The organism is Chamaesiphon sp., assembly GCF_041738855.1.
In the GTDB taxonomy this organism is placed as follows: domain Bacteria; phylum Cyanobacteriota; class Cyanobacteriia; order Cyanobacteriales; family Chamaesiphonaceae; genus Chamaesiphon.
Genome location: NZ_JBGSPA010000020.1, coordinates 11,593 through 31,093, shown reverse-complemented (window position 1 = coordinate 31,093; position 19,501 = coordinate 11,593). Strand labels below are relative to the sequence as shown.

The window sequence follows — 19,501 nt, the reverse complement described above, 5'->3', positions numbered from 1 at the left end:
CTCTGACTGGGGGCGGGATCTGTTTGCTGCTGTTCGGTCAATTGTCAATACTGGCAAACGACAAGGTTTATCCGCTTTTGAATCGATTCTTACTGCCTTAAACCCTTTGGAATCCTTATTCCCTCTGAGTTGAGCAATTACAGATCTTCAAGCTAATAGATGCAGGTAATTAGCCCAAATAACAAGAATTATCGAGATTGCGCTCCATCAGGTAACAGACAATCGTCAATCGATCGGCACAGACCCGACTGCGCCGATCGAGGATTCTCCGCCAAGCTAAAATAGCGACGATCGTTCCCACTATTAAGATTGAAAGCTGGATCTGAAAACCACGGGAAAAAGGGTAAACCAGATTGGCGACTAATGCTAGTCCGGCACTCCAATATAGACTCAAACCCATTGTCCGTTCGATGTTGGCAAAAGTATTGCTGGCAATAGCAGCATTTGCCACCCGCCTAAACGAGTAGTTCCAAGCAGATGTCAGTAGTTCGGGATAAAACTTGGGGAAGAAGTTGAGTCCACCGACCTCGATTTCTTCAACAACCAGCATTAGATCGACATCAGGAATGACTTGGCAGATCTTCTTATCGATGAGATAGAGTAAGCAAGCGGCATCATTTTCAATAACATCTTTGAAGACTAACGATCGGATATTCATAAATAACAACTACCCCAAATTTCCAAATTCCTTCGACCACCAGCCACCCTCTCGATTGGCAAAATAAGCAACCCCTTTATGCTTGGCTTGAGCACGAGCGGCTTTGTCGGAACAGCGCAGCATCGATTTAGACTCACCCTCTTTCTGGTAACTATACTCTTCGAGTTTTTGTTTGCAAACAGGACAAGGATAGTTGGTGAGTTTTGAAACAGGCACATCGGCATTCTTGATTTGTGGTAGTTGCCACTCACTTACCCGCTCCGACCAGAATAGAACCAAATCTTTCCCATCCTCAAGCTTGCACTCCTCACATTTAAGGAAATAACCCTTGGCAACCTTCTTGCTCGGCACCTTAGCTAGCGCGATCTCGCACCGAGGGCACTTAGTGCGCGACTTTTCCAACTGCCGATTTTGACTAGCCACTGGCAACCCCTCGCCCGCCTTGAGTAGCGCAGGTGCAAAATAATCCCGATGCCAACCAATCAAATACCCCTGCCACTCTAGGTTCCCTTTGGCGATCGCATCGAGTTGAGACTCCATCTGGGCGGTAAATTCCGATCGCACTAAGTCTGGCAAGGTTCGCACCAAAAAATCATCTACCTCCAGTCCCATCTTGGTCGGTTGTGCCTTATCCTTGAGCAAGTTGATGTAATTACGTTCCTTGAGTGTCGCAATAGTCGAGGCATAAGTAGAAGGACGCCCGATCCCTTTGCGTTCCATCACCTGGACTAGTTTCGGCTCAGAATAGCGAGTGGGTGGCTGGGTCTGCTTGGCATCGGCATTAATACCCCCAACAGCTAAAGGCTGCGCTTGCGTCAAACTAGGCAACAAGGCATCTGCCGAGATGTCTTGCCAGTACTTGGAGTAACCAGCAAATTCTACCGTTTGCCCCTTAGCTTGCCACCGTAAATCTGCCGATTGAGTCACAATCGTCGTCTTCCGAATTTGAGCGGGTTTGCACTGAGAAGCAAGCGATCGCATCCAAATTAACAGGTACAAGTCAAATTGCTCATCCGTAAGTTGCTGCTTGAGAGCGGCTGATGATGTGGTAACATCCGTGGGTCGAATTGCCTCATGGGCGGCTTGGGCAGTGAGAGCATTCTTTTGGCTGGCAACTCGATCGGGGACATTATCTTTGTCGTTAGACAATAACCACCCCCGCGCTGCCGCACAAAAATCCTCACTTAACGAAACTGAATCCGTCCGCATATAGGTAATCAGCCCGGCCTCGTACAGTTTTTGCGCCACGGTCATCGTTCGATCTGGGGAAAACTTCAGCCGCGCTCCCGCAAATTGCTGAAGGGAAGAGGTAGTAAATGGTGCTGGTGGACTTTTAGAGGTGACTTTACCATCGATCGAGATAACTTGATGTGTGCTGTTATTAGCGATCGTCACCAATCGTTCGGCTTCGGCTTGACTCAACACGCGAGTCGATTCTGCACCACGGGTTAGTTCAAGCTCATCAGCCTCAACTTCAACTTCCACCGCACCGCTGTAGAAAGCCCGAAAACCTTCCACATAGTCCACCGATACCGACCAGTAATCCTGCGGCTTAAATGCCAAAATCTCGCGTTCCCGATCGCACAACAAATGCAGTGTTGCCGACTGGACTCGCCCGACACTTTTTGCCCCATTATTCAACCGCCAAATCAACGGCGAACCTTTATACCCCACCAGCTTATCCAAGCAGTCCCGACACCTTCCCCCAGCGACTAAATCTAGATCGATCGCGCGGGGATTGGCGATCGCCTTTTTGACTGCTGCTTCCGTAATCTCTTGATAAACTACCCGCTGGGGATGTTTGAGTTTGAGTACTTGCGCCAAGTGCCACGCGATCGTCTCCCCCTCGCGATCGGGGTCGGAGGCTAGATAGACGGCATCTGCTCCTTTCGCCGCAGCCACTAATCCGGCGATCGTCTGCTTTGCTCGGTCGTCGCGGGGAGCGTAATGACAATCGATCGAATCATCACTAAAACTAAAGCCTAATGAATCTGTACCCTCATTGCTCAGTTGCCGGATATGCCCAAAACTTGCTTTCACTTCCCAGCCAGATCCGAGGATCGCTTTGATTTTCTTGATTTTACCAGGGGATTCAACAATTAATAAGTTTTTCATTAGAAGTAAGTGGGATGTTGGGAAACCGCGTCATTTCAAGTGCGGGATGCTGACAATAGGTTAAATGAGAATTGAGAAATTTCTACCTTTAGGTAAGAGTTACTGACTTAATTTTGTTGACCATATAAACACTCGATTTCTTCTGTATGAAATCGAATCATTAAAATAAAAGCGAGAGTACAAAGACACTGGAAACAGCTAAAGAACGTTAGCGAGGCAAGATACCAAAAAGGTGCTGGTAGACTATTTTGAAACAAGTGTGATATATTTGGCAAAACGCGATCTAATGACCACAATAAATTTCCAGTTTGGGCGGCAGCTAATAATAAAAAATATGCAAGATTAAGAAAGATAGACATTGTGTTTATAACCTTAACTATTAAAAGGGGTTCGATCGGGAGAATAAAATTGTTTCAGATACCTTGGAATTCAAGCAATCACAAAAAGCAGACTTGTTAATTGTCTCAGCAGTCTCATCAAGAGTCAAATGAACGACTCGATCGTTAACTTCTGATGAATATTAAGGAAAATTTGTACTCTCCAAAGAATCGTTACCTATATTATTCCCAATCTCGATATTTTTACAACATCAATTCTCATTAACTCTTAAAGATTTTTTACTTGCTTTAAGTTCTTGCCAAAGTAATTTAATTTGCTGATATGCTTCCTCTGGCGATAACTTGCCACCTGTCTCCAGCGCACAAATTAAGCTCGTTCTTTGGGTAAATTCCTGCAAATTATGATTAAATGCTAAATTCTCCGGCTTAACGTCACCATAGTAACGATTTATCGGGTACAGAAAGGAATCAATATTTCTGTTTACATCCATTTAATTTCGATCTCCTGTTGTCTTACCCAATTTTCTAATACTGAGCTATGAATAATTCCCCAACAGACACCATCTGCAAACCCATAAAGTTTACAGTCTGATGTTATTTTAGCTAAATCCCAGTTCCCGTTCGGCAAAATTCCCGATAATTCCTGAATACAGTCTTCAATAAAACCAAAACCGCCTGAGATGACGAAATCTGGATAATGTGGTCGTCCTAAAGTTGCCAGCCAATGGTCATCATCTTCATCAACGTTGCAAACGCCAGAGGTAACTAAAGCATCAATTGCTTTATATTCTAACCGATCTGTCTTCTTTAAGAAAGCAATATCTTTCTTTTTTAGCTTAATCATTAAAATCTTGTTTCGTAAATCATCATACTATTATTCTACCCAATATCAGCTAAGTTCTCTCACGATCTAGAGTAAATTTAGTATCAAAATCAGTAATTTAGCGATTTGCTAAAACTAGCTCAATTTCAACTGAAACACCAATAATATCAGAAAGAGCACGATTGATTTCAGCAGACTTATTTAAGCCTATCTTTAATAATCCTGGACTAAACATTTCAACGATAAATTGATTTGAATCTGCCTTAAATTCCACTGGAGAACTGTGCAATCCAAATAGATCGCGAGTAGCTGGTAACAAACGCGGTAAAGATTGATGCCAAATTTGTAGAGTAGGCGAAACCACGTACTCTTCTAGTTCGACATCTGACACTTCGATCGCCCGTTCGGATCGTTCTAGCTCATCAATAATAATATCTGCACCATCAAAATCTTTTTCCCGCTTGGGTCTACCCTGCAAACTCCACTCGCGCTCGTCATCTGGCAGTCCCAGCAGCTCACAATTTCCAGCGTGGTCGATGATTATTCCAAATTCCTTCCCAGCCGATTTTCTCAAGACGCGCCCGACCATTTGAAGATGAAATGCCAAAGATTTAGTCGGTCTAGCAATTTGAACGCAATCGAGCGTCGGGATATCGACTCCTTCACCGAACAGCCCCACATTAGAAATAACCTTGATGTCACCTGTTTTTAGAGCCTCAAGGGAACGCGCACGAATCTTCTTATCGGTTTTAGCATCTAAATGGATCGCGGCAATGCCGTGTTGATTATAGGCAGCAGCGATCGATTCGGAATGTTCGCAGTTAATGGCAAAAATCATGCAAGTTCCACCATTGGCATACTTTTGATAGCTCCCCACCAAATTCCCCGCAAGTTCGATCGAATCGTTCATCCGTGCCAAATCGGAAGTTGAAAAGTCGCCCATACTGGTTCGCGCCCCCTTAGTCTTCATTCGATTGGGATCGACGAACAATTTATAGGGCGACAAATACCCCCCTGCAATCAACTGAGCTGTTGTCACCCCAATTTCTAAGCAATCAAACAGGTGGTCGAAGGGACTCCCATCCGTCCGAATCGGTGTGGCTGTCAATCCCAAAATTTTAGCAGTGGTAAATCGCTCGAAGATACTCAAATAAGTATCGCTGGTACAGTGATGTGCCTCGTCCACAATAATTAGGTCAAATTCACCTATGCGATCGAGCCTGTTGACAACAGTTTGGACGCTAGCAAACTGGACGGCTAATTCTGGCTGAAATTTGTGACCGGATTTGATAATCCCCACTGGGATATTTACCCAGTTCTGAAGGTGATGTGCTCCCTGTACGATTAACTCCTCGCGATGCGCTAACGCCAGTACCCGCAGATCTCGATTGGCGAAGTTTGCCGCAACCGCCCCAAATAGCAGGCTTTTTCCACCCCCAGTTGGGAGAACTGCCATGACGCGATCGTGATTGCGCCATCGAGCAAAGATTCGATCGTTTAAATCAGACTGATAAGAGCGTAATTCTGGCAACTTGAGCAACGTCGAAGTGTTTTCCATTTATACAAATATACTCTTCAGTCGCACTTTAACAAAAATAATCAAAGAATGATGCGATCTCGTTCACTTTCTCTAGTTATTTAGGTCGAGCAAACAGCATTACCCGACCTAAATCAAGTAGCGATCGTTACTTATTTTAGCATTTAGAATATTCAAATTTAATTTGATTTAAAACGCCAATAGTATTTTCAATTATTTAGACAGTATTAGTTGATAAATAAATTATTTGATGGTTAACATAAATGTAATAATTGGGTATAATAAGAATGTAGATAGTTAATTAAATTAATTCAAATGAGCGCAAAAAGTAAGCTCAGTGCAGTGCAAAAAAATAACAATCGGAAATTCCCCTCACTGGAAGGCGACAGGATTTATACCGTCACTCTACAAAGCCAAGTAGTCAATAGCAAAGTCCGATGCTTGGTAGTTAAGCAAGATACTCAATCATCGGTTTCATTAAACTTCCGCCTGTACGAGGACAACGCCAAACTCTACGCTGAAGCAGAAGTACCTCCAGACGTATTGCTACTGAATAGCTGGCTGCGAGATATTAACACGATTTCGCCACTAGTTTGCCGAGCGGTAATGGCAGCATCTAACATAATTATTGCTAGCTGAAAATTTCAACCTCATGGAGTTGTCATCCCGCGCTAGCACTTTCCAATCTCTTACTATTTTTCACATAAAAGATGCCAGACACCAAAATTGACAAACATGAATGGATCGAGCTGTATGGCTCTGCTTGCCTGAGAAAGGCTTTCCTGACAGGCTACAATTGCAATCGTGGCTATCTCGACGAACGGCTCAGTCGAGATTATCCAGAATTTGAAGTCGCAACATTCAAACATCTCAAGATGGACACCCCACCGGAGTTTGCCCTAGATGCTTCCATAGACGTACCTGAATCTTACTGTGCGGTTACGGCTGGAAATCACTTCTTAGTTATCGATAACTACCTGGAGGAATATCAGATCGTCAGACCGATAATCGAACCTTGCCAGAAAAAAGACCGCACTGCGATGAACGCTTATATCGAAAATATCGATAATATTATGGCGGAGCATCGTCGCGAGAAAGATGAATGGATCTCGCTATGTGGTTCGGATGACTTGCAACAAGCTTATTTAGCTGGTTACGACTGCCAGATTGCCTATGCCAAGGAGCGGGTGCAGACCGACCACCCAGGCTTTGGGATTACTCGGTACAGCTATGGTAAAGCCGACGCTCCATTAGCTTATGCGATCGAGGCTTGTTTTGAATTCGATCGAGCTTACTGCTGTGAAAATCGAGGCAGTTATTACATTGCCATCGATAACTATCTGGGTACCCACCAAATTGTCAAGTTAATCCCAGAACCTCATATTTATCCCGACAGGAAGGATCGAGAGGATCGATCGTCGAGTAGTTCTCTAAAACCAGTTATCATTGCATCGGGCTTAGTTACTACGTCCGTCCTATTTATCAAACTAGTATTACTATTGAGTCCAAGTATTAACGCTTTAGTAAAATTAGCTGTAGTTCACCCTGTGGAAACTGGGGCATATATCGGGCATGAAATTTTGAACGATTGGAACAAAGGAATTCTACGCTAACTACGATCGCTTAATATCTAAATGCAAAAGCAGCTCACCAGATCGAATCGAACGACTAAAATCGCCAAGATCGGTAAAGTGCAGTTCAGGATTTTTTGGGTTTAGATTGAACCTAAAAAATGTATGGCGAACGTTAGATGTAGCAGGGAACAATCGGCTTGGACAAATTTAAACAATCAATTTCCTCCAAAGTCGAAGCCTTTTGATATCATGATAGAATCATCAGCAAACTAATTCAAATTGGTTGAAATGGGTAGAAAAAGTAGAATTAAAGCAGAAAGAAGACAGACAATGGCACTTTCTCATTTGATGGGAACTAACTTAGCAATGGAACAGCATGACATAGAAAATGAGTATCAGGCTCAAATTTATCGCCTTTATCTACAATTGAAAGCTGCTGATGAAATTGAGGAGGCTCAAAAAGCAAGCACACAGCTAATTAGACAACGCTTTTAATGCTTTGTCTAGAGCGATATTCAAGAAAATACGGAACTTCTAGCTGTCTGGCTAAAAGGTGAGCTTCAACCGATCGAATAGCATCGAATACTTATCCCGTAATAGGTCTAGCCCCACCTCAATAACGTCAGCATCGATAACTGCTCGATATTCACCCCAAGCCTGCTGTAACTCCAGAACGGGCATTTTCGCAATGTAATAAAGAGATTGTGCTACGGACTTGATATTTTCAAGTGAGAAAATGGACGATCCACATTGCCGTCGGGACAAGTTAATCTTATCTATATCGGCGAATGGATCGACCTGGATCGGTGCGTACAACTCACTCTGTAGGCGGATTCGCTCGGCTTGCCAGTCGATAATCTGAGTCGCCTGTCGTTCGGCAAGTCCAGTCAATCTAATTGAAACACACTCGTAAATATGTTTCAATTCAATCGATCTGTCAGTGGGGTACACCTGAGTATTGGCGATCGCGGTCGAAATGGGATGGAGATCCTTCGCACCCAAGGTACCAGGAGCGTGAAAACTATAAATCCGAATCACCTTCCCCACACCATCGATCTTCTTCCGGTGGCGACGGGATGAAACAGACAATCCTAAATACCGAGCCGCACCTGCGATCGAGCGCATTCTCCCCGCTCGATCGGCGATTCCCACTGAGGTAAGAGCTTTCCCAAGCAATCGCATCTCCAGTCGATCTTTATGATACTCAGACCCCGCCAGCCCCCGAATCCGGTCGCACAATTCGGGAGTTAGCAGATCGTATTTAGGTGCGCCATTGAGCGTGATTGTTAATGTTGCCACTGGGATTAGTTGGAACCCATCATCTCCTAATCGATCGAGCTTTAACCCAAACTTCTTAATGACTCGCTTGAACAGTTCGATTGGCTCTGGTGGCTTCTTTTCGTTAATATTCACCCGCAATGCCGAACGGTAAATTTGGGACTCAATAATTGCACTGGCAATCCGATCGATCTCATCCAATCTAAATTCACGACCGAGTAGTTCGTGTAGCCCTAGTTTCCGACCTGCATTTACTAATGGCAGAACAGAGCGGCTAATCCGGTCGGGCAGCCATACCGACCCAGTACTAATCGCTGGCAGCCATGCGGCTAATCTGTCCCTGTAGGCTAAGTGGGGATTTCTTAGATAGTAGTAGACTTCTAGTTCTTGAATTAAGGTTGGATAGTTGTACTTAACGATCTGAATCAACTCAGGAGAATAACTAGCCGTCCCCATTACCCCAGGAAGCTGCTGGTGAGTAAGGTAGTGCTTACTTGCCAGTAACCTGTCATATTCACTCGCACCCGCATTTTGACGAATTAGCTCGTATTCCACTTTGGTCAGATCTGGAGCCTCATAAATCCGCCGCGACTGGACGACCCTGCGTTCGGTTTCCACTTGCCCCATCAGCTCGTGAGTATCGTCACAACCCTCGATTCCTTCAGGATCGATCGTTACCTGATAACCATCTGCCACCATCGCCTCGACAAATAACTCGCGGAGGTGCTTCATTTCCTCATTCAGACCGCCCTTATACTTATGTGCTAACTTCAACCAGACATCTTCGGTCTGGGAGTAGCTGGAGAGGATTCCCGTTGCCTCATCGACCAAATTAAGATCGAGGAGAGTCAATGCTAACTGAATGTCTTCTTTAACGCGGGCGTCGAAACTATCCTTCACCCACTTTTCCACAGAGCTAGAATTACTATCGTCGATCCGTCCCTTCTCCTCACAAAAAATCACGCGGGGAGCTGAGAAATCTCTGTACCTACCCAAAAACTGCAACCCGCTGAGGATACCTAAGTTACCTAAATGAAAATGATAGTGAGTCTGAAAATATCCAGCTAAATCGATACTAATGCCGCTTTCGGCGGTGGGAGACATAATTACGATCTGCGGACGATACTTTAGTAAAAAAGTTTTGGGGTCGCGGAAAAATAGCCGAATTTGTTCATCGCGATCGGTAGTAGAATCAATCCGCCGAATCAGATGAGCGGGAATCCCGACCCGAATTAATGCTTTCTCCAGATTTTGACATTGCTTTTGGGTAGTTGCAGTCACCAGGATATTTAACCCCGCCAACGCATCGTCGATAATTGCGCGATTTATCGTAGATTTACAATTTACCATCCGCACATTGGCGCAATTCTGATATGTATTCTCGACCGTATAAACCGCAGCGAACGATCGTAACTGTTGTAAAAAATCCACCTCCGTATCGCTGAGGTAAGCATCGAGGACGACGACCGCATAACTATTTTTGACCAGCTCCTGTATCTGTTTGAGCCGCACTTGCCTCGAATCCCGACCATCTGGGTGTCGTCCGGCTGTCAGCTTACTCGTTAACATGTCAGTAAAAACCGATACGCACTCATCGAAAATAACGATCTTATTCGCCATCCGATCGGGATCGAGCAGTCCCGCTGAGTGGTGACACAATGCCTTATGATAATCAGATTCCAAGATAATCCGATCCTCATCCACAACGTGCATCAAATCGGGAATCCGATCGCAAGTCTGCCGCAGCAGATTGTTTCGGTAGCCGACGAACAGCAACTCTAAACCGCGTGCTTTTGCCCAAACAGCCAATGTCTTCAAGATTTCAGTCTTGCCAGTGCCTAGAGCCGATCTAAAGGCAACCAGAGCATTCTGGAGATCTTCAGGAATCTCCCAGCTCAGATAACGCGACGACGAACTTTGGTTGGCAGTGAAAACCTTCGACTGGCGATAGAGCGTTCGCGACCAAGATACGGGTTCGATTTTGGCTTCCGTCCGATCGAGCAGACCATCTAACTTAGCTTGCAATAACTCTCGCTTTAGAATATGTAGATTATTTATATCCTTTGACTCATCAATATCAAATTCACAGCCGCACCAAACGAACCGAGGGCGATAGCCCCATTCAGCCAGCCGATCGTACAGGTTCAACCACCGCCGCAACACCTGCGGCTTAGTCAGATCGTCTTTATCCAAATAGAGATCGATCGAGTCGGCACGTAACCGCTGCAACCCATCTTTGAGCAACTTGGGACTCGATAACCACTGTCCCCCCGCCGCGCCGATAATTAGTTGCCCCATCAAAATTGCAGCTAGATTTGGTTTCGCCCCAGTCCCCTCCGCCAGTCCGATCGAATTCACCCGCAGTTCGACCCCCAATAGTTGCGGATAGATAAATGTCAGCGGATTCTCACCACTGGCTAGATTGGGTGAAGATCCGAGGGATCGTCCTTTTTCATTCGCGCTAGAGAGCCAAACATACCGCAACTTCTCGGATTTATCGCGATTCCGCACCTGAAATCCCAAAATTTCCCCTGTAACCGCATACAAAGGGATTAACACCCCTGCAATACTGGTACTCAGCTTTGTCCCATCAATATTAACCCCTGGGAAACGATTATTTACAGGTACCGATAACTTTTGCCACTTGCTGACACTTTTAAACCCAATCGCCCGAATCTGTTCTGGTGTAAACCCGCGCCGTAGTAAATCTTGTCGATCGACCGGATCGAGCGAGAGCTGTGCCATAATTGCCCGTGCTGCCGTATCTCGCTCTCGACTCCCCAACGCTGCCGCCCGTCGCTGGTTTTCCAAATCGACCAATGCTTGCCGCCGCTTTGAGCGTTCTAAGTTCCACCGATCGCGATCTGCTTGAGATGCTACCTGATACTCATCTCGGTGAATATTCCAATCAGCTAAGGGAATATAGATCCCCCACTGACCGTCGCGGGTGTCGTTGAAATAGTGGTAATCGGGGTTGCCGTATCCACCCGCGCCTTCCATACAAAAAACCTTAGTGGTAGCTGTCGGCTGTCGCTCCTTACCAACTAACTCGTAATCTTGCCATTTGCACTTACCGGAAATACTGGCACAAACTGGGCAAGCATTACCCAAACCGCGATACTGATTGAATTTCTTTGTAACTAATGTCATGTCTCGGCTGCTGTAGTGTGATAGCCGATGACTGTTAACCTTAAAAAAATTTAAATTACTGTGGGGTCGCCCCGAACCGATGGAAATTCTCTGTTGTTGGGGTACAATAGAGAAGCATCGGCTGAATTAAGGCGCAGCTTGTGTAACTTAAAAGTTTGTTAGAGTCTTGGTCATCGGCAGCAATGTCATCTGTAAATTGTCTTGGCGTAGAGTGTTAAAACAATTTTCGGCTTAACTCTAGGCGGAACCCCAGTAGCAATACTGGGGTTTTTAGCGTTTGAGCAAGGCAAAGCCAAAAATCATTTAAATTACTAAACCCTAGTCTACTGCTTAGGGTACCCAGAACGATCGATAAATCTACTATCGAATCCAAAATATTGACGCGAACACTTGGGCTTTACCTGCCGATCAAACCTAAGTGTTCGACAAAAGGTGCAAAATCCTTGTCAGAGAACAACAGCTCATGACCGTGTTCGATACAAAAAGTCGCGATTATTACATCAATTGTCTTCCTAACGGTAATCCCTTTTTTACGTAGATCTCTAAAATTATCCGCACTCTTCATCGCTATCCCAGTACCCAGCATCTCAAACACCGTTAGAGAAGTTAGCAATCGCTTGGCTGTCTGATAATCTCGATCGTGACGGAAGCCTTGCAGTACTTCCACTAAAATTAAATCTCCAACCGCCAGTAGCTCCGTTTCTAGCAATCGGTCGAGGGTAGCTACTTCTGGGATGTCTTTGCCATTAAAATAGTCAATCCAAACGCTAGAATCGACAATAATCATTGGTTAATTCTCAGCTCATCCAAATCGCCATCCCATTGCAGCTTTCCCTTAAAATCCCGAATACTCTGTTGCCGACACAAGCGTACTAACGTTCGTAGCCCCAGATCTACCGTCTCTTTCTTGGATTTCACCCCCGTTGCTTGCATTGCTGCTGCCATCAAATCATCATCAATCAGAATATTAGTTCTCATGTGTATTAACAAAGATTCTTATACACATAATACCTGCGAAAAACCCATTTGTCTATAGCAATTCCAGATACCATCAGCATTTTAAGGTATAAATATCCAAGTCGTAGATCTCGTCAATGGAATACCAACTCCCAGGCATCACTCACCAGCCCCTCGGCAACTACCTAGCTGGACTGGGGCTAATGTCGATTATCGAACGCTACATCGATCCCGCTGCCCAATTTTATTGGATCGGACTAGAGTTCTGGATCGAAACTTGCATCTCCCCAGCCCAACTAGTTCCCCAGATCCTCTCCAGACTGGAAGCTTTACCCCTGTTCACCCCTTGGAATGCTTCATGTGGAATCGCGATCGATAGAGCTACTGGCAACCTCAGATACACCGACCCGATCGAGCAAATCATGGAATCTGACTCCTGGCGTACCGACAATATCCGCGCCCTCATCCCTCAATTCCAGATCCTAATCGACAACGCCAAAGTAACGACAAAATCAGGCTACAGCTACCCCAAAGAACGGGATGAGAAAGATACCTTCATCCTCACCTGCCTCAATGCGATCGCCGACGACACTTGGCAACAGTGGGCAAACACCGTCGTTGTCCCCGTCGATAGTTATGGGCAAATCTCGATTAAATACCCAAAACTCCTCGGCACGATGGGCAATATCGGCGCGATCGATATCGCCGAAAATTACCATACCGCCTTCGGACTTCTGTTCGATCCCGCTGGCGATCCCACCGATCTGGCAGATGAGTGTTTCCGCCAAGTAATTTTCAATACCCCTTCCGAGCAGAAAATCCAAAGCCCGATTATCAAAGGCATGCACCTTTTCCCCCACCAAGATTTCAGCCTCGACCGTGCCCGTTCCCAAAACTACGACTATCCACCATCTAGTGTCGGCTCCTCCGCTAGTATCAACCCCGCCGCAATCGTTCTCGCCACCGTGGGACTCCTCACCTTTGGCGGACTCTGCACCCCCTTACAACCGACCGAGCACCCCACAGGACGCAGAGTTGCTAAATACTCGCTCGCCGTCGCCACCACCGGAGCGGCGATCGATCTAGTTTCCCTCGACGAGCGCAAAAATGCCTGTGAAGAATACTTTCTGCCCCTCTGGACGCAGCCACACACCTACGCCACACTCGTCACCAACCTATTTACGTCCCCACTTGCCACTGAATCTCAATTCTATCTCCAAGCGCAAGTCTACGATGCTACCGACTACATCGTCGCCCTCAGAGCCTGGGCAGCTACCAATCGATTGACGGGCAAATTTGCCAGATATGCCCTACTCGCGCGCAAATCCCGCGCTGACAACTTTGCCATCCTCCTCGAAGTACTAGATTTAGACCCCAACCCCAACCGCACCGATCTCGCTGCCGACCTAAATAAATACCGCTTGGATATTCGCGCCCTCGCCAAGTCTCCCAAAACTCCCAATATCGCCCAGGGGATATTTTATGACTTCGATCGCTTATTTGGTGAATTTACACTTGGTAAAGTTACGCACTCCGACTTGCTACTTGCAGTAGGTAAAATAGCTCGATATCTACCGCCACCACCGCTCCGCTTCGACTGGATCGAAACTACCTACCCCAAGTCGAACTGTGCCGAGTTCCGGCTAGCCGTGACGATCGCCAGTTGCGGCATTCAAAGTCTAGACCCAACTAAGTTCCAAGCCAAAGATCCCGTAAGTTTATTACTCCATCTTCAATCCCAGTGGGCAATCGCTGCTACCCAGGGACAGGCATATTACACCACTGCCCATCGGATCTTCGCCGCTCTCACCGACGTTTTGACCTTTATTCGTGACGATCGCTTTAATGATGGTAAATTTATGGCATGGATTTGGGCGTTAAAATATGTCGATTTTTGCATCAACAAAAATCGACTATTAAATTACACCGATGCTTACGCAGCCGTTTCGCGTTTGCCTGTAGTATATAAAATTGCAGCCATTCATATCAAGGAATTTACTTATCGACAATCTCCAGTGACGCGGGTTGCCTACAGTGGCGACCTAACTACAACAAGTGCTAATTTACAAGGGATCGGCTACCGTTTTCCCTCGTTGCTTAACTTGAGAATAACTGCCGATAAACGAGCAGCGGCGGCTCTAGCTTTCCCACTCGGAGATTGGCAAAAGAAATTACTTGTCAGAAATCTACGGCAATAAAAACCTCCGATAGAACTACCGATGCAGCTCGATTTTATTAGTTTTGATGCCAATACCACAATCGACATTACCTTTAATGTTCGAGGGCTGTTTAACGCCAGTACGTTCCCCAACGTCGGGCAATTAATTTATAACGACGGTACCCACGACTGCCTCGTCCTCGACTCCTTCGCTTCAGTCAGCAACATGTTGGAGGGTACGATCCAACTTCCAGGTACCCAGACGCCAATTTTTGCCGGACTGCCCCATATTCGGATGGTTGACGATCTGGGTCGCTATCTATCTACCTCAATTATCCTGCCGCATCGGCTGGCATCGGGCTATCTCCTCAAAAATAAAAGTGCGATGCTCCACGATGTCCGGTTTGGCGAAGCCATCGGGCAAGAAATTATGTCGAACGGATTGCACCTGACAGTGTTGAAATATTGTCCGATGTCATTGTTACATGGCGTCTGGTTTTCCCAAATCGAAGGACACCATAAAATTGCCAAATCGATCGGCGGTTCGCTCATTGCGATCGATGTTCGCGAGGCATTAGTGGGCGGATTACTCCGAGATCGGGTTTGGAGTAATGCCAGTACCCTCGATTTAACTAATTTTGACGATGGAGCAGGAAAAGCCTCCGAACTCGGGATTGGGATGATTCCCCACAACACTAAAAGATTTTCCTGCGCCCGAGTAGAAGGTTATTTCCAAATTACCGATCTTCAAATCGACGCTTATCAAATTCCCGAATTAGGCAAACGCTTGATTACTGGATTAGCCGTTTATGAAATTTTAAAATTCATTGAAACCGTCCCCATCCATCGCGTCGATTGTAGCCTACAAGTAGTAGATGTCCGCGTAAATCAGCCGCTCAAAGTCGGTGAAATCGAACTGAATCGTTCGGTAGATGCCAAGAAAATCGTGGAAGATTTGTTGTTAGAATGCCGGAAGGATGGCATCATTGGAAATGTTGAAACGGTCAAAGTCACTCTCAATCGTAACCCCCCGAAATCCAAAGAAAAACCACACACTCCGAGCAAAAGACAACCAAAAAATGCTGACGATCAGAATCGATCTCAATAGCCGTTCTTACGGCGCGTGTCCGTGGGATCGCGCTCACATAGAGGGTAAAATTGAGCGAGTTCCTTCCCCCACCCGAATTTTAAGAGCGATCCTGCATGGAGCTTTTGCAATTGGCATGGGTGAGGGCGAAGCGATTAAACTATTGCTGGAAAAACTAGCAAATACATTACCGATTTACTATATCCCAGTTGGCAATTATATCCCGCTCCAAAAATATCGGCTCGACCAAACAGGCACGGATGCACTCTATCAAACGGGCAAGATGCTTGCGGAACCATATTACCGCTATGCGGCTGGATCGTTTTTCCTAGTGGGTTGGGAGGAGCTAGATTTGGCAGTGACTGAAACAAAGCTGCTCGAAAATTGCCTGCGGCACTGCCATTATCTGGGCAGATCCGAGCATCTGGCAACCTGGAAGATCGCACCAGCATCGCTAGGATTCAACTGTCGTCCAGATCGGGCTGGTACCGAGACGGTTCAATGCGTCGAATCGCAGGCGATTGAATCCCTCTACTTGTCGCCAGGACTCCGCAACGCCAAGCTCAAATCCGCTAATTTCCCCGGATTTTATCAAGCAACTTACCAGATCGAACGAGCGGTCGCCGAGACACCAGCCGTGCGGGAGATTCCCTTTGATACAGTAGTGCTGGGGATCGATAACCAATATTTACCAGCTACTACCGGGCTGTATTGGTGCGATTTACTGCATAAAGCCCTAGTCAAAGCATCGCCCGAGACGGAGATCTTCCGCAATGGGAGCTTGACGATCGCGCCAATTTACGATGATTTTGGTCATTTTCAGAAGTTACTCCTCTACTGTGCTGGCGGCTTTAATGACTTTCATCTGGGTAAAATCGCCACAATTGGTAGACTTAATGGTCGATCGACTATTAATCTATTCGTCGCAGATACCTATCAATCGACTCCCACCAGCCAAAATATTGACTGGGTGAGTCGGTCGCCATTTTTTATGCGCTTGCAGCCATCGCTAAAATTCGGACGCGGCGGTGCGGTGCGAAACACTGGCTATCGCCTCCTTCGCGATACTGAGTTTGTCCGTAACGGGGCGACACATCAAGCGTTAAAGTTTTTCTTGCGTCATGCTGGTGTAGTGGAAAGCTCGATTACCTACGCCCAAGATCGCGACAGGTTGCTGGCGATGGCGGGCGATAACCAGATTGCCACTTGCGAGTCGATCGAGTGGGCAGATGCTCCTCACTGGCAAACCACACGTTTTTCGGGCACGGAACTCGATCTCATCAGACCTGCTGTACCGATCGGCTATCGAGTTGCGATTTCATCATCCCTCCCAATTCGAGGAGTATTATCGCTCGGCTATGGTAAAAATTTCGGACTTGGTGTATTCTGTAGTCAAAAGTCAATAATTGCTGCTGTTACCAGCTCTTTTGTTCCCCGCTTGGCGAGGAGATATGTTGAAACTTGACCCTTAACTACTATCTATGCAGTCGATCGCGCATAGATCCTTCCTCGACCCCGAGGAGATTTGTTGAAACAAAGGCTATAACTAATCTACATGCTATGTGCGTGTAGCCATTTATCCCTCGATAACGAGGGGATCTACAGCAACGCTAGTTCTTTCGGGAGCTGGCGTTGTTTTTGGACGTTTGATTATTTTTATGTTGACGAAACTAGTTTTATGTTGACGAAACTAGCCAAAGATGCTTTAATGGAGGTATGGACGGAAAAATAACATGCCAACGGAACAACACCCCAAGAAAACGGGACGAAAAAATACTCATGTTGGGCTAATCCAGCGACGATTAGATATTTGGTTGAACCCAGAAGAATCAGCCATCTTCGATACTATCCACAATCGCGGCGAGTACTTTGCCGATGGCGTTCGTCAAGGTATCAAGCATCAACAAATTACAAAACAAATCATCCCCGAAGGTAAAGGTAAAATGGTACAAGTTGACAGCCCAGTAAAAAGTCGAGACAGCAATACTCACAGTAGAGGGATGGTGACAATTGTCGTTTCCTCACTAGCTGGGGGACAAGGAAAAACCACAGTATCAATGTTACTGGGGTTATTACTCGCACGTTCCGGTCATCCGACACTACTAGTCGATGCCGATCCCCAACACAGCCTGACAGACTGGATTGCTGGTGCGCCAGCCAAAGATGCGCCGACACTGTTAGAATGCCTGACTAATAAGCTGCCAGTCCAAGACTGCATTTACCCATTAAATATCGATTCCAACCTGTTTTTAATTCCATCGGACGATCAGTTAGACAACGTGCAAGATTATCTAGCTAGCAGTGGCATGGGGGCGATGCTGCTGAAGAAGCGACTAGAACCGATGGCTGCGGCTTTTGAATACTGTATTATCGATGCGCCACCCCAACGATCGCAAATCTCGCTAACGGTAATTGGTGCGGGAGATGTAATTGCAATTCCAGTCGAAGCATCAGTCAAAGGATATGGCTCACTAATTCGCACTGTCGATTTGATTAAGAACCTGCAAGCTAATGGAGCTACAACCGCTCAAATTGTGGGAGTGATCCCCTTCCGCGATCGATTCGTCGGTAACAATCAAACAACTAGTAGCAAAGAAAGCATCGATGCTATGCGCGATGAGGTCGGCAGTAGCTTGGTGTTGTCGTCGATCGTTGAATCCGAGCGATACAAGCAGGCGATTAATCAACAGAAGACACTAGCTGAAATTGGCTACCCAGATCTCGAACATCCGTTAAAAGATCTGGCTGCTAAAATCAAGCTAGCTGTAGGAGGTTAGATCCAATGGCTGACAATAGCGTACTGGCAAACTTACGAGCTAATCGATCGCGTCCGACAGTTGATGTTAGATCCGATAGTTTGATTTCAACGCCAGTTGAAAACATCGATATTAAAGTCCTCCAAGCTCGAATCGCCGAACTCGAAAGAACACAGCCGACAACGCGATTAGATCCTCGCATCCTAGTGAGATCGCCCTACCAGCCGCGTAAGTACTTCGATCGGGTCAAAAGGGCACAGTTAACCGCTAGCATCAAAGAATTTGGGGTACTCGAAAACCTGATCGTGCGGTTGGTGGGCGATATTTATGAGATCGTTGCTGGTGAATGTCGCCAGATTTCGGCAATCGAAGCCGAGCGGATTGATGTCCCTGTCGTAGTGATGGAACTATCCGATCGAGATGCCCGCCGCATTGCTTTGGCTGAAAACTTAGTCAGGCAAGATCTCAATGCCATTGAAGAAACTTGGGCAATTCTTAATTTACTCGCTGTTGAGTTAGCGATTGATTCGAGCGATGAGGTGAAGTCGATTCTGTATGGGTTGAACAATATCAGCAAGGGAAATATAGCTAACGATAACGTTATCGTTAAATTTGAGGAACATCGCTCTACAGTATCGCAAGTTTTAACTTTGAACATGCGATCGATGACACTAGAGTCTTTTGTCCGTAATCGTCTACCGCTGCTAGATCTCCCCGATGATGTTGTTGAGGCGATCGCGAAAGGATTGGAGTATACCAAAGCGAAGGCAATTGCCAGAATTAGCGACGCAGCTCAAAGAGGGGATTTACTCAGGCTAGCAATCGAAGACGAACTGTCGCTAACTGAGATAAAAAGACAGATTAAAAGCATCATCTCACCAGCCGATCCAAAGCCATCTGTAATGACTCCACCAGTCCGCCTAAAATCGATTGTCAAACAAATTGTCAACTCTAAAGTTTGGGAAGCAGACCAGGATAAATGGAGCCAAATCGAATTACTACTCGCTCAGATTGAAGCATTGTCAAAAAGTTAATTTAAACTCCAATATTCGTGCAAAAAGACAATAATA

The 19,501-nt window shown here is 46.1% G+C and carries 16 protein-coding genes; 8 read left to right on the top strand and 8 right to left on the bottom strand.

Annotated features, from left to right (window positions below; translation table 11 throughout):
* Positions 1-169: 169 nt before the first annotated feature.
* The 5 genes from ACEW9I_RS02890 to ACEW9I_RS02870 form a co-directional block, all read right to left on the bottom strand.
* Complete coding sequence (locus ACEW9I_RS02890) at positions 170-658, bottom strand: hypothetical protein (RefSeq protein ID WP_373538873.1); 489 nt, start codon at positions 656-658, stop codon at positions 170-172.
* A 9-nt stretch (positions 659-667) separates the two neighbouring features.
* Positions 668-2,773, bottom strand: a complete 2,106-nt coding sequence (gene topA, locus ACEW9I_RS02885; protein WP_373538872.1) for a type I DNA topoisomerase — start codon at positions 2,771-2,773, stop codon at positions 668-670.
* Positions 2,774-3,362: 589 nt separating this feature from the next.
* Positions 3,363-3,602 carry a hypothetical protein gene (locus tag ACEW9I_RS02880; RefSeq protein ID WP_373538871.1) on the bottom strand — a complete coding sequence of 80 codons (240 nt, stop codon included), beginning with the start codon at positions 3,600-3,602 and terminating at the stop codon, positions 3,363-3,365.
* The gene (locus tag ACEW9I_RS02875) at positions 3,593-3,955 is read right to left on the bottom strand and encodes a hypothetical protein (protein WP_373538870.1); all 363 of its coding nucleotides are present in this window, start codon (positions 3,953-3,955) and stop codon (positions 3,593-3,595) included. Before ACEW9I_RS02875 ends, ACEW9I_RS02880 begins: the two co-directional genes overlap by 10 nt.
* Before the next feature lie 97 nt (positions 3,956-4,052).
* Positions 4,053-5,492, bottom strand: coding sequence for a DEAD/DEAH box helicase (locus tag ACEW9I_RS02870; protein ID WP_373538869.1), 1,440 nt, complete (start codon positions 5,490-5,492; stop codon positions 4,053-4,055).
* A 294-nt stretch (positions 5,493-5,786) separates the two neighbouring features.
* On the opposite strand from ACEW9I_RS02870, the gene ACEW9I_RS02865 reads away from it, so the two are divergent.
* The 3 genes from ACEW9I_RS02865 (at position 5,787) to ACEW9I_RS02855 (ending at position 7,540) form a co-directional block, all read left to right on the top strand.
* Positions 5,787-6,110: a hypothetical protein gene (locus tag ACEW9I_RS02865; protein WP_373538868.1), complete on the top strand. Its 324-nt coding sequence runs from the start codon at positions 5,787-5,789 to the stop codon at positions 6,108-6,110.
* 71 nt (positions 6,111-6,181) lie between these two features.
* Entirely contained in the window at positions 6,182-7,084 is a 903-nt protein-coding gene (locus ACEW9I_RS02860; protein WP_373538867.1) for a hypothetical protein, read from the top strand.
* A 249-nt stretch (positions 7,085-7,333) separates the two neighbouring features.
* A complete protein-coding gene (locus tag ACEW9I_RS02855; RefSeq protein WP_373538866.1) occupies positions 7,334-7,540 on the top strand; it encodes a hypothetical protein in 207 nt (68 codons plus the stop codon).
* A 51-nt stretch (positions 7,541-7,591) separates the two neighbouring features.
* Here the strand turns inward: ACEW9I_RS02855 and ACEW9I_RS02850 are convergent, their stop codons facing one another.
* The 3 genes from ACEW9I_RS02850 to ACEW9I_RS02840 form a co-directional block, all read right to left on the bottom strand.
* Complete coding sequence (locus ACEW9I_RS02850) at positions 7,592-11,473, bottom strand: plasmid replication protein, CyRepA1 family (RefSeq protein ID WP_373538865.1); 3,882 nt, start codon at positions 11,471-11,473, stop codon at positions 7,592-7,594.
* 397 nt (positions 11,474-11,870) lie between these two features.
* Positions 11,871-12,260, bottom strand: coding sequence for a PIN domain nuclease (locus tag ACEW9I_RS02845; protein WP_373538864.1), 390 nt, complete (start codon positions 12,258-12,260; stop codon positions 11,871-11,873).
* Positions 12,257-12,451, bottom strand: coding sequence for a type II toxin-antitoxin system VapB family antitoxin (locus ACEW9I_RS02840; RefSeq protein WP_373538863.1), 195 nt, complete (start codon positions 12,449-12,451; stop codon positions 12,257-12,259). The genes ACEW9I_RS02845 and ACEW9I_RS02840 overlap by 4 nt, the downstream gene beginning before the upstream one ends.
* 116 nt (positions 12,452-12,567) lie before the next feature.
* Between ACEW9I_RS02840 and ACEW9I_RS02835 the strand changes: the two genes are divergently transcribed.
* The 5 genes from ACEW9I_RS02835 to ACEW9I_RS02815 all read left to right on the top strand — a co-directional run bounded on the left by ACEW9I_RS02835 (position 12,568) and on the right by ACEW9I_RS02815 (position 19,465).
* Positions 12,568-14,628: a hypothetical protein gene (locus tag ACEW9I_RS02835; protein ID WP_373538862.1), complete on the top strand. Its 2,061-nt coding sequence runs from the start codon at positions 12,568-12,570 to the stop codon at positions 14,626-14,628.
* 21 nt (positions 14,629-14,649) lie between these two features.
* On the top strand, positions 14,650-15,696 hold the full coding sequence (gene cas7u / locus ACEW9I_RS02830; RefSeq protein ID WP_373538861.1) for a type I-U CRISPR-associated RAMP protein Csb1/Cas7u: 1,047 nt from the start codon (positions 14,650-14,652) through the stop codon (positions 15,694-15,696).
* Positions 15,668-17,140 (top strand): hypothetical protein, encoded by a 1,473-nt coding sequence (locus tag ACEW9I_RS02825; protein WP_373538860.1) that lies wholly within the window; start codon positions 15,668-15,670, stop codon positions 17,138-17,140. Before cas7u ends, ACEW9I_RS02825 begins: the two co-directional genes overlap by 29 nt.
* A gap of 268 nt (positions 17,141-17,408) precedes the next feature.
* Positions 17,409-18,452 carry a ParA family protein gene (locus ACEW9I_RS02820; RefSeq protein WP_373538859.1) on the top strand — a complete coding sequence of 348 codons (1,044 nt, stop codon included), beginning with the start codon at positions 17,409-17,411 and terminating at the stop codon, positions 18,450-18,452.
* Positions 18,453-18,457: 5 nt separating this feature from the next.
* Positions 18,458-19,465, top strand: a complete 1,008-nt coding sequence (locus tag ACEW9I_RS02815) for a ParB/RepB/Spo0J family partition protein (RefSeq protein ID WP_373538858.1) — start codon at positions 18,458-18,460, stop codon at positions 19,463-19,465.
* The last annotated feature ends 36 nt before the right edge of the window (positions 19,466-19,501 follow it).

Coding starts and splice junctions, on each gene's coding strand:
- ACEW9I_RS02820 (WP_373538859.1), top strand. CDS start 17,409: ATGCCAACGGAACAACACCCCAAGAAAACGGGACGAAAAAATACTCAT.
- ACEW9I_RS02880 (WP_373538871.1), bottom strand. CDS start 3,602: ATGGATGTAAACAGAAATATTGATTCCTTTCTGTACCCGATAAATCGT.
- ACEW9I_RS02855 (WP_373538866.1), top strand. CDS start 7,334: ATGGGTAGAAAAAGTAGAATTAAAGCAGAAAGAAGACAGACAATGGCA.
- ACEW9I_RS02870 (WP_373538869.1), bottom strand. CDS start 5,492: ATGGAAAACACTTCGACGTTGCTCAAGTTGCCAGAATTACGCTCTTAT.
- ACEW9I_RS02840 (WP_373538863.1), bottom strand. CDS start 12,451: ATGAGAACTAATATTCTGATTGATGATGATTTGATGGCAGCAGCAATG.
- ACEW9I_RS02845 (WP_373538864.1), bottom strand. CDS start 12,260: ATGATTATTGTCGATTCTAGCGTTTGGATTGACTATTTTAATGGCAAA.
- ACEW9I_RS02815 (WP_373538858.1), top strand. CDS start 18,458: ATGGCTGACAATAGCGTACTGGCAAACTTACGAGCTAATCGATCGCGT.
- topA (WP_373538872.1), bottom strand. CDS start 2,773: ATGAAAAACTTATTAATTGTTGAATCCCCTGGTAAAATCAAGAAAATC.
- ACEW9I_RS02850 (WP_373538865.1), bottom strand. CDS start 11,473: ATGACATTAGTTACAAAGAAATTCAATCAGTATCGCGGTTTGGGTAAT.
- ACEW9I_RS02860 (WP_373538867.1), top strand. CDS start 6,182: ATGCCAGACACCAAAATTGACAAACATGAATGGATCGAGCTGTATGGC.
- ACEW9I_RS02890 (WP_373538873.1), bottom strand. CDS start 658: ATGAATATCCGATCGTTAGTCTTCAAAGATGTTATTGAAAATGATGCC.
- cas7u (WP_373538861.1), top strand. CDS start 14,650: ATGCAGCTCGATTTTATTAGTTTTGATGCCAATACCACAATCGACATT.
- ACEW9I_RS02875 (WP_373538870.1), bottom strand. CDS start 3,955: ATGATTAAGCTAAAAAAGAAAGATATTGCTTTCTTAAAGAAGACAGAT.
- ACEW9I_RS02865 (WP_373538868.1), top strand. CDS start 5,787: ATGAGCGCAAAAAGTAAGCTCAGTGCAGTGCAAAAAAATAACAATCGG.
- ACEW9I_RS02835 (WP_373538862.1), top strand. CDS start 12,568: ATGGAATACCAACTCCCAGGCATCACTCACCAGCCCCTCGGCAACTAC.
- ACEW9I_RS02825 (WP_373538860.1), top strand. CDS start 15,668: ATGCTGACGATCAGAATCGATCTCAATAGCCGTTCTTACGGCGCGTGT.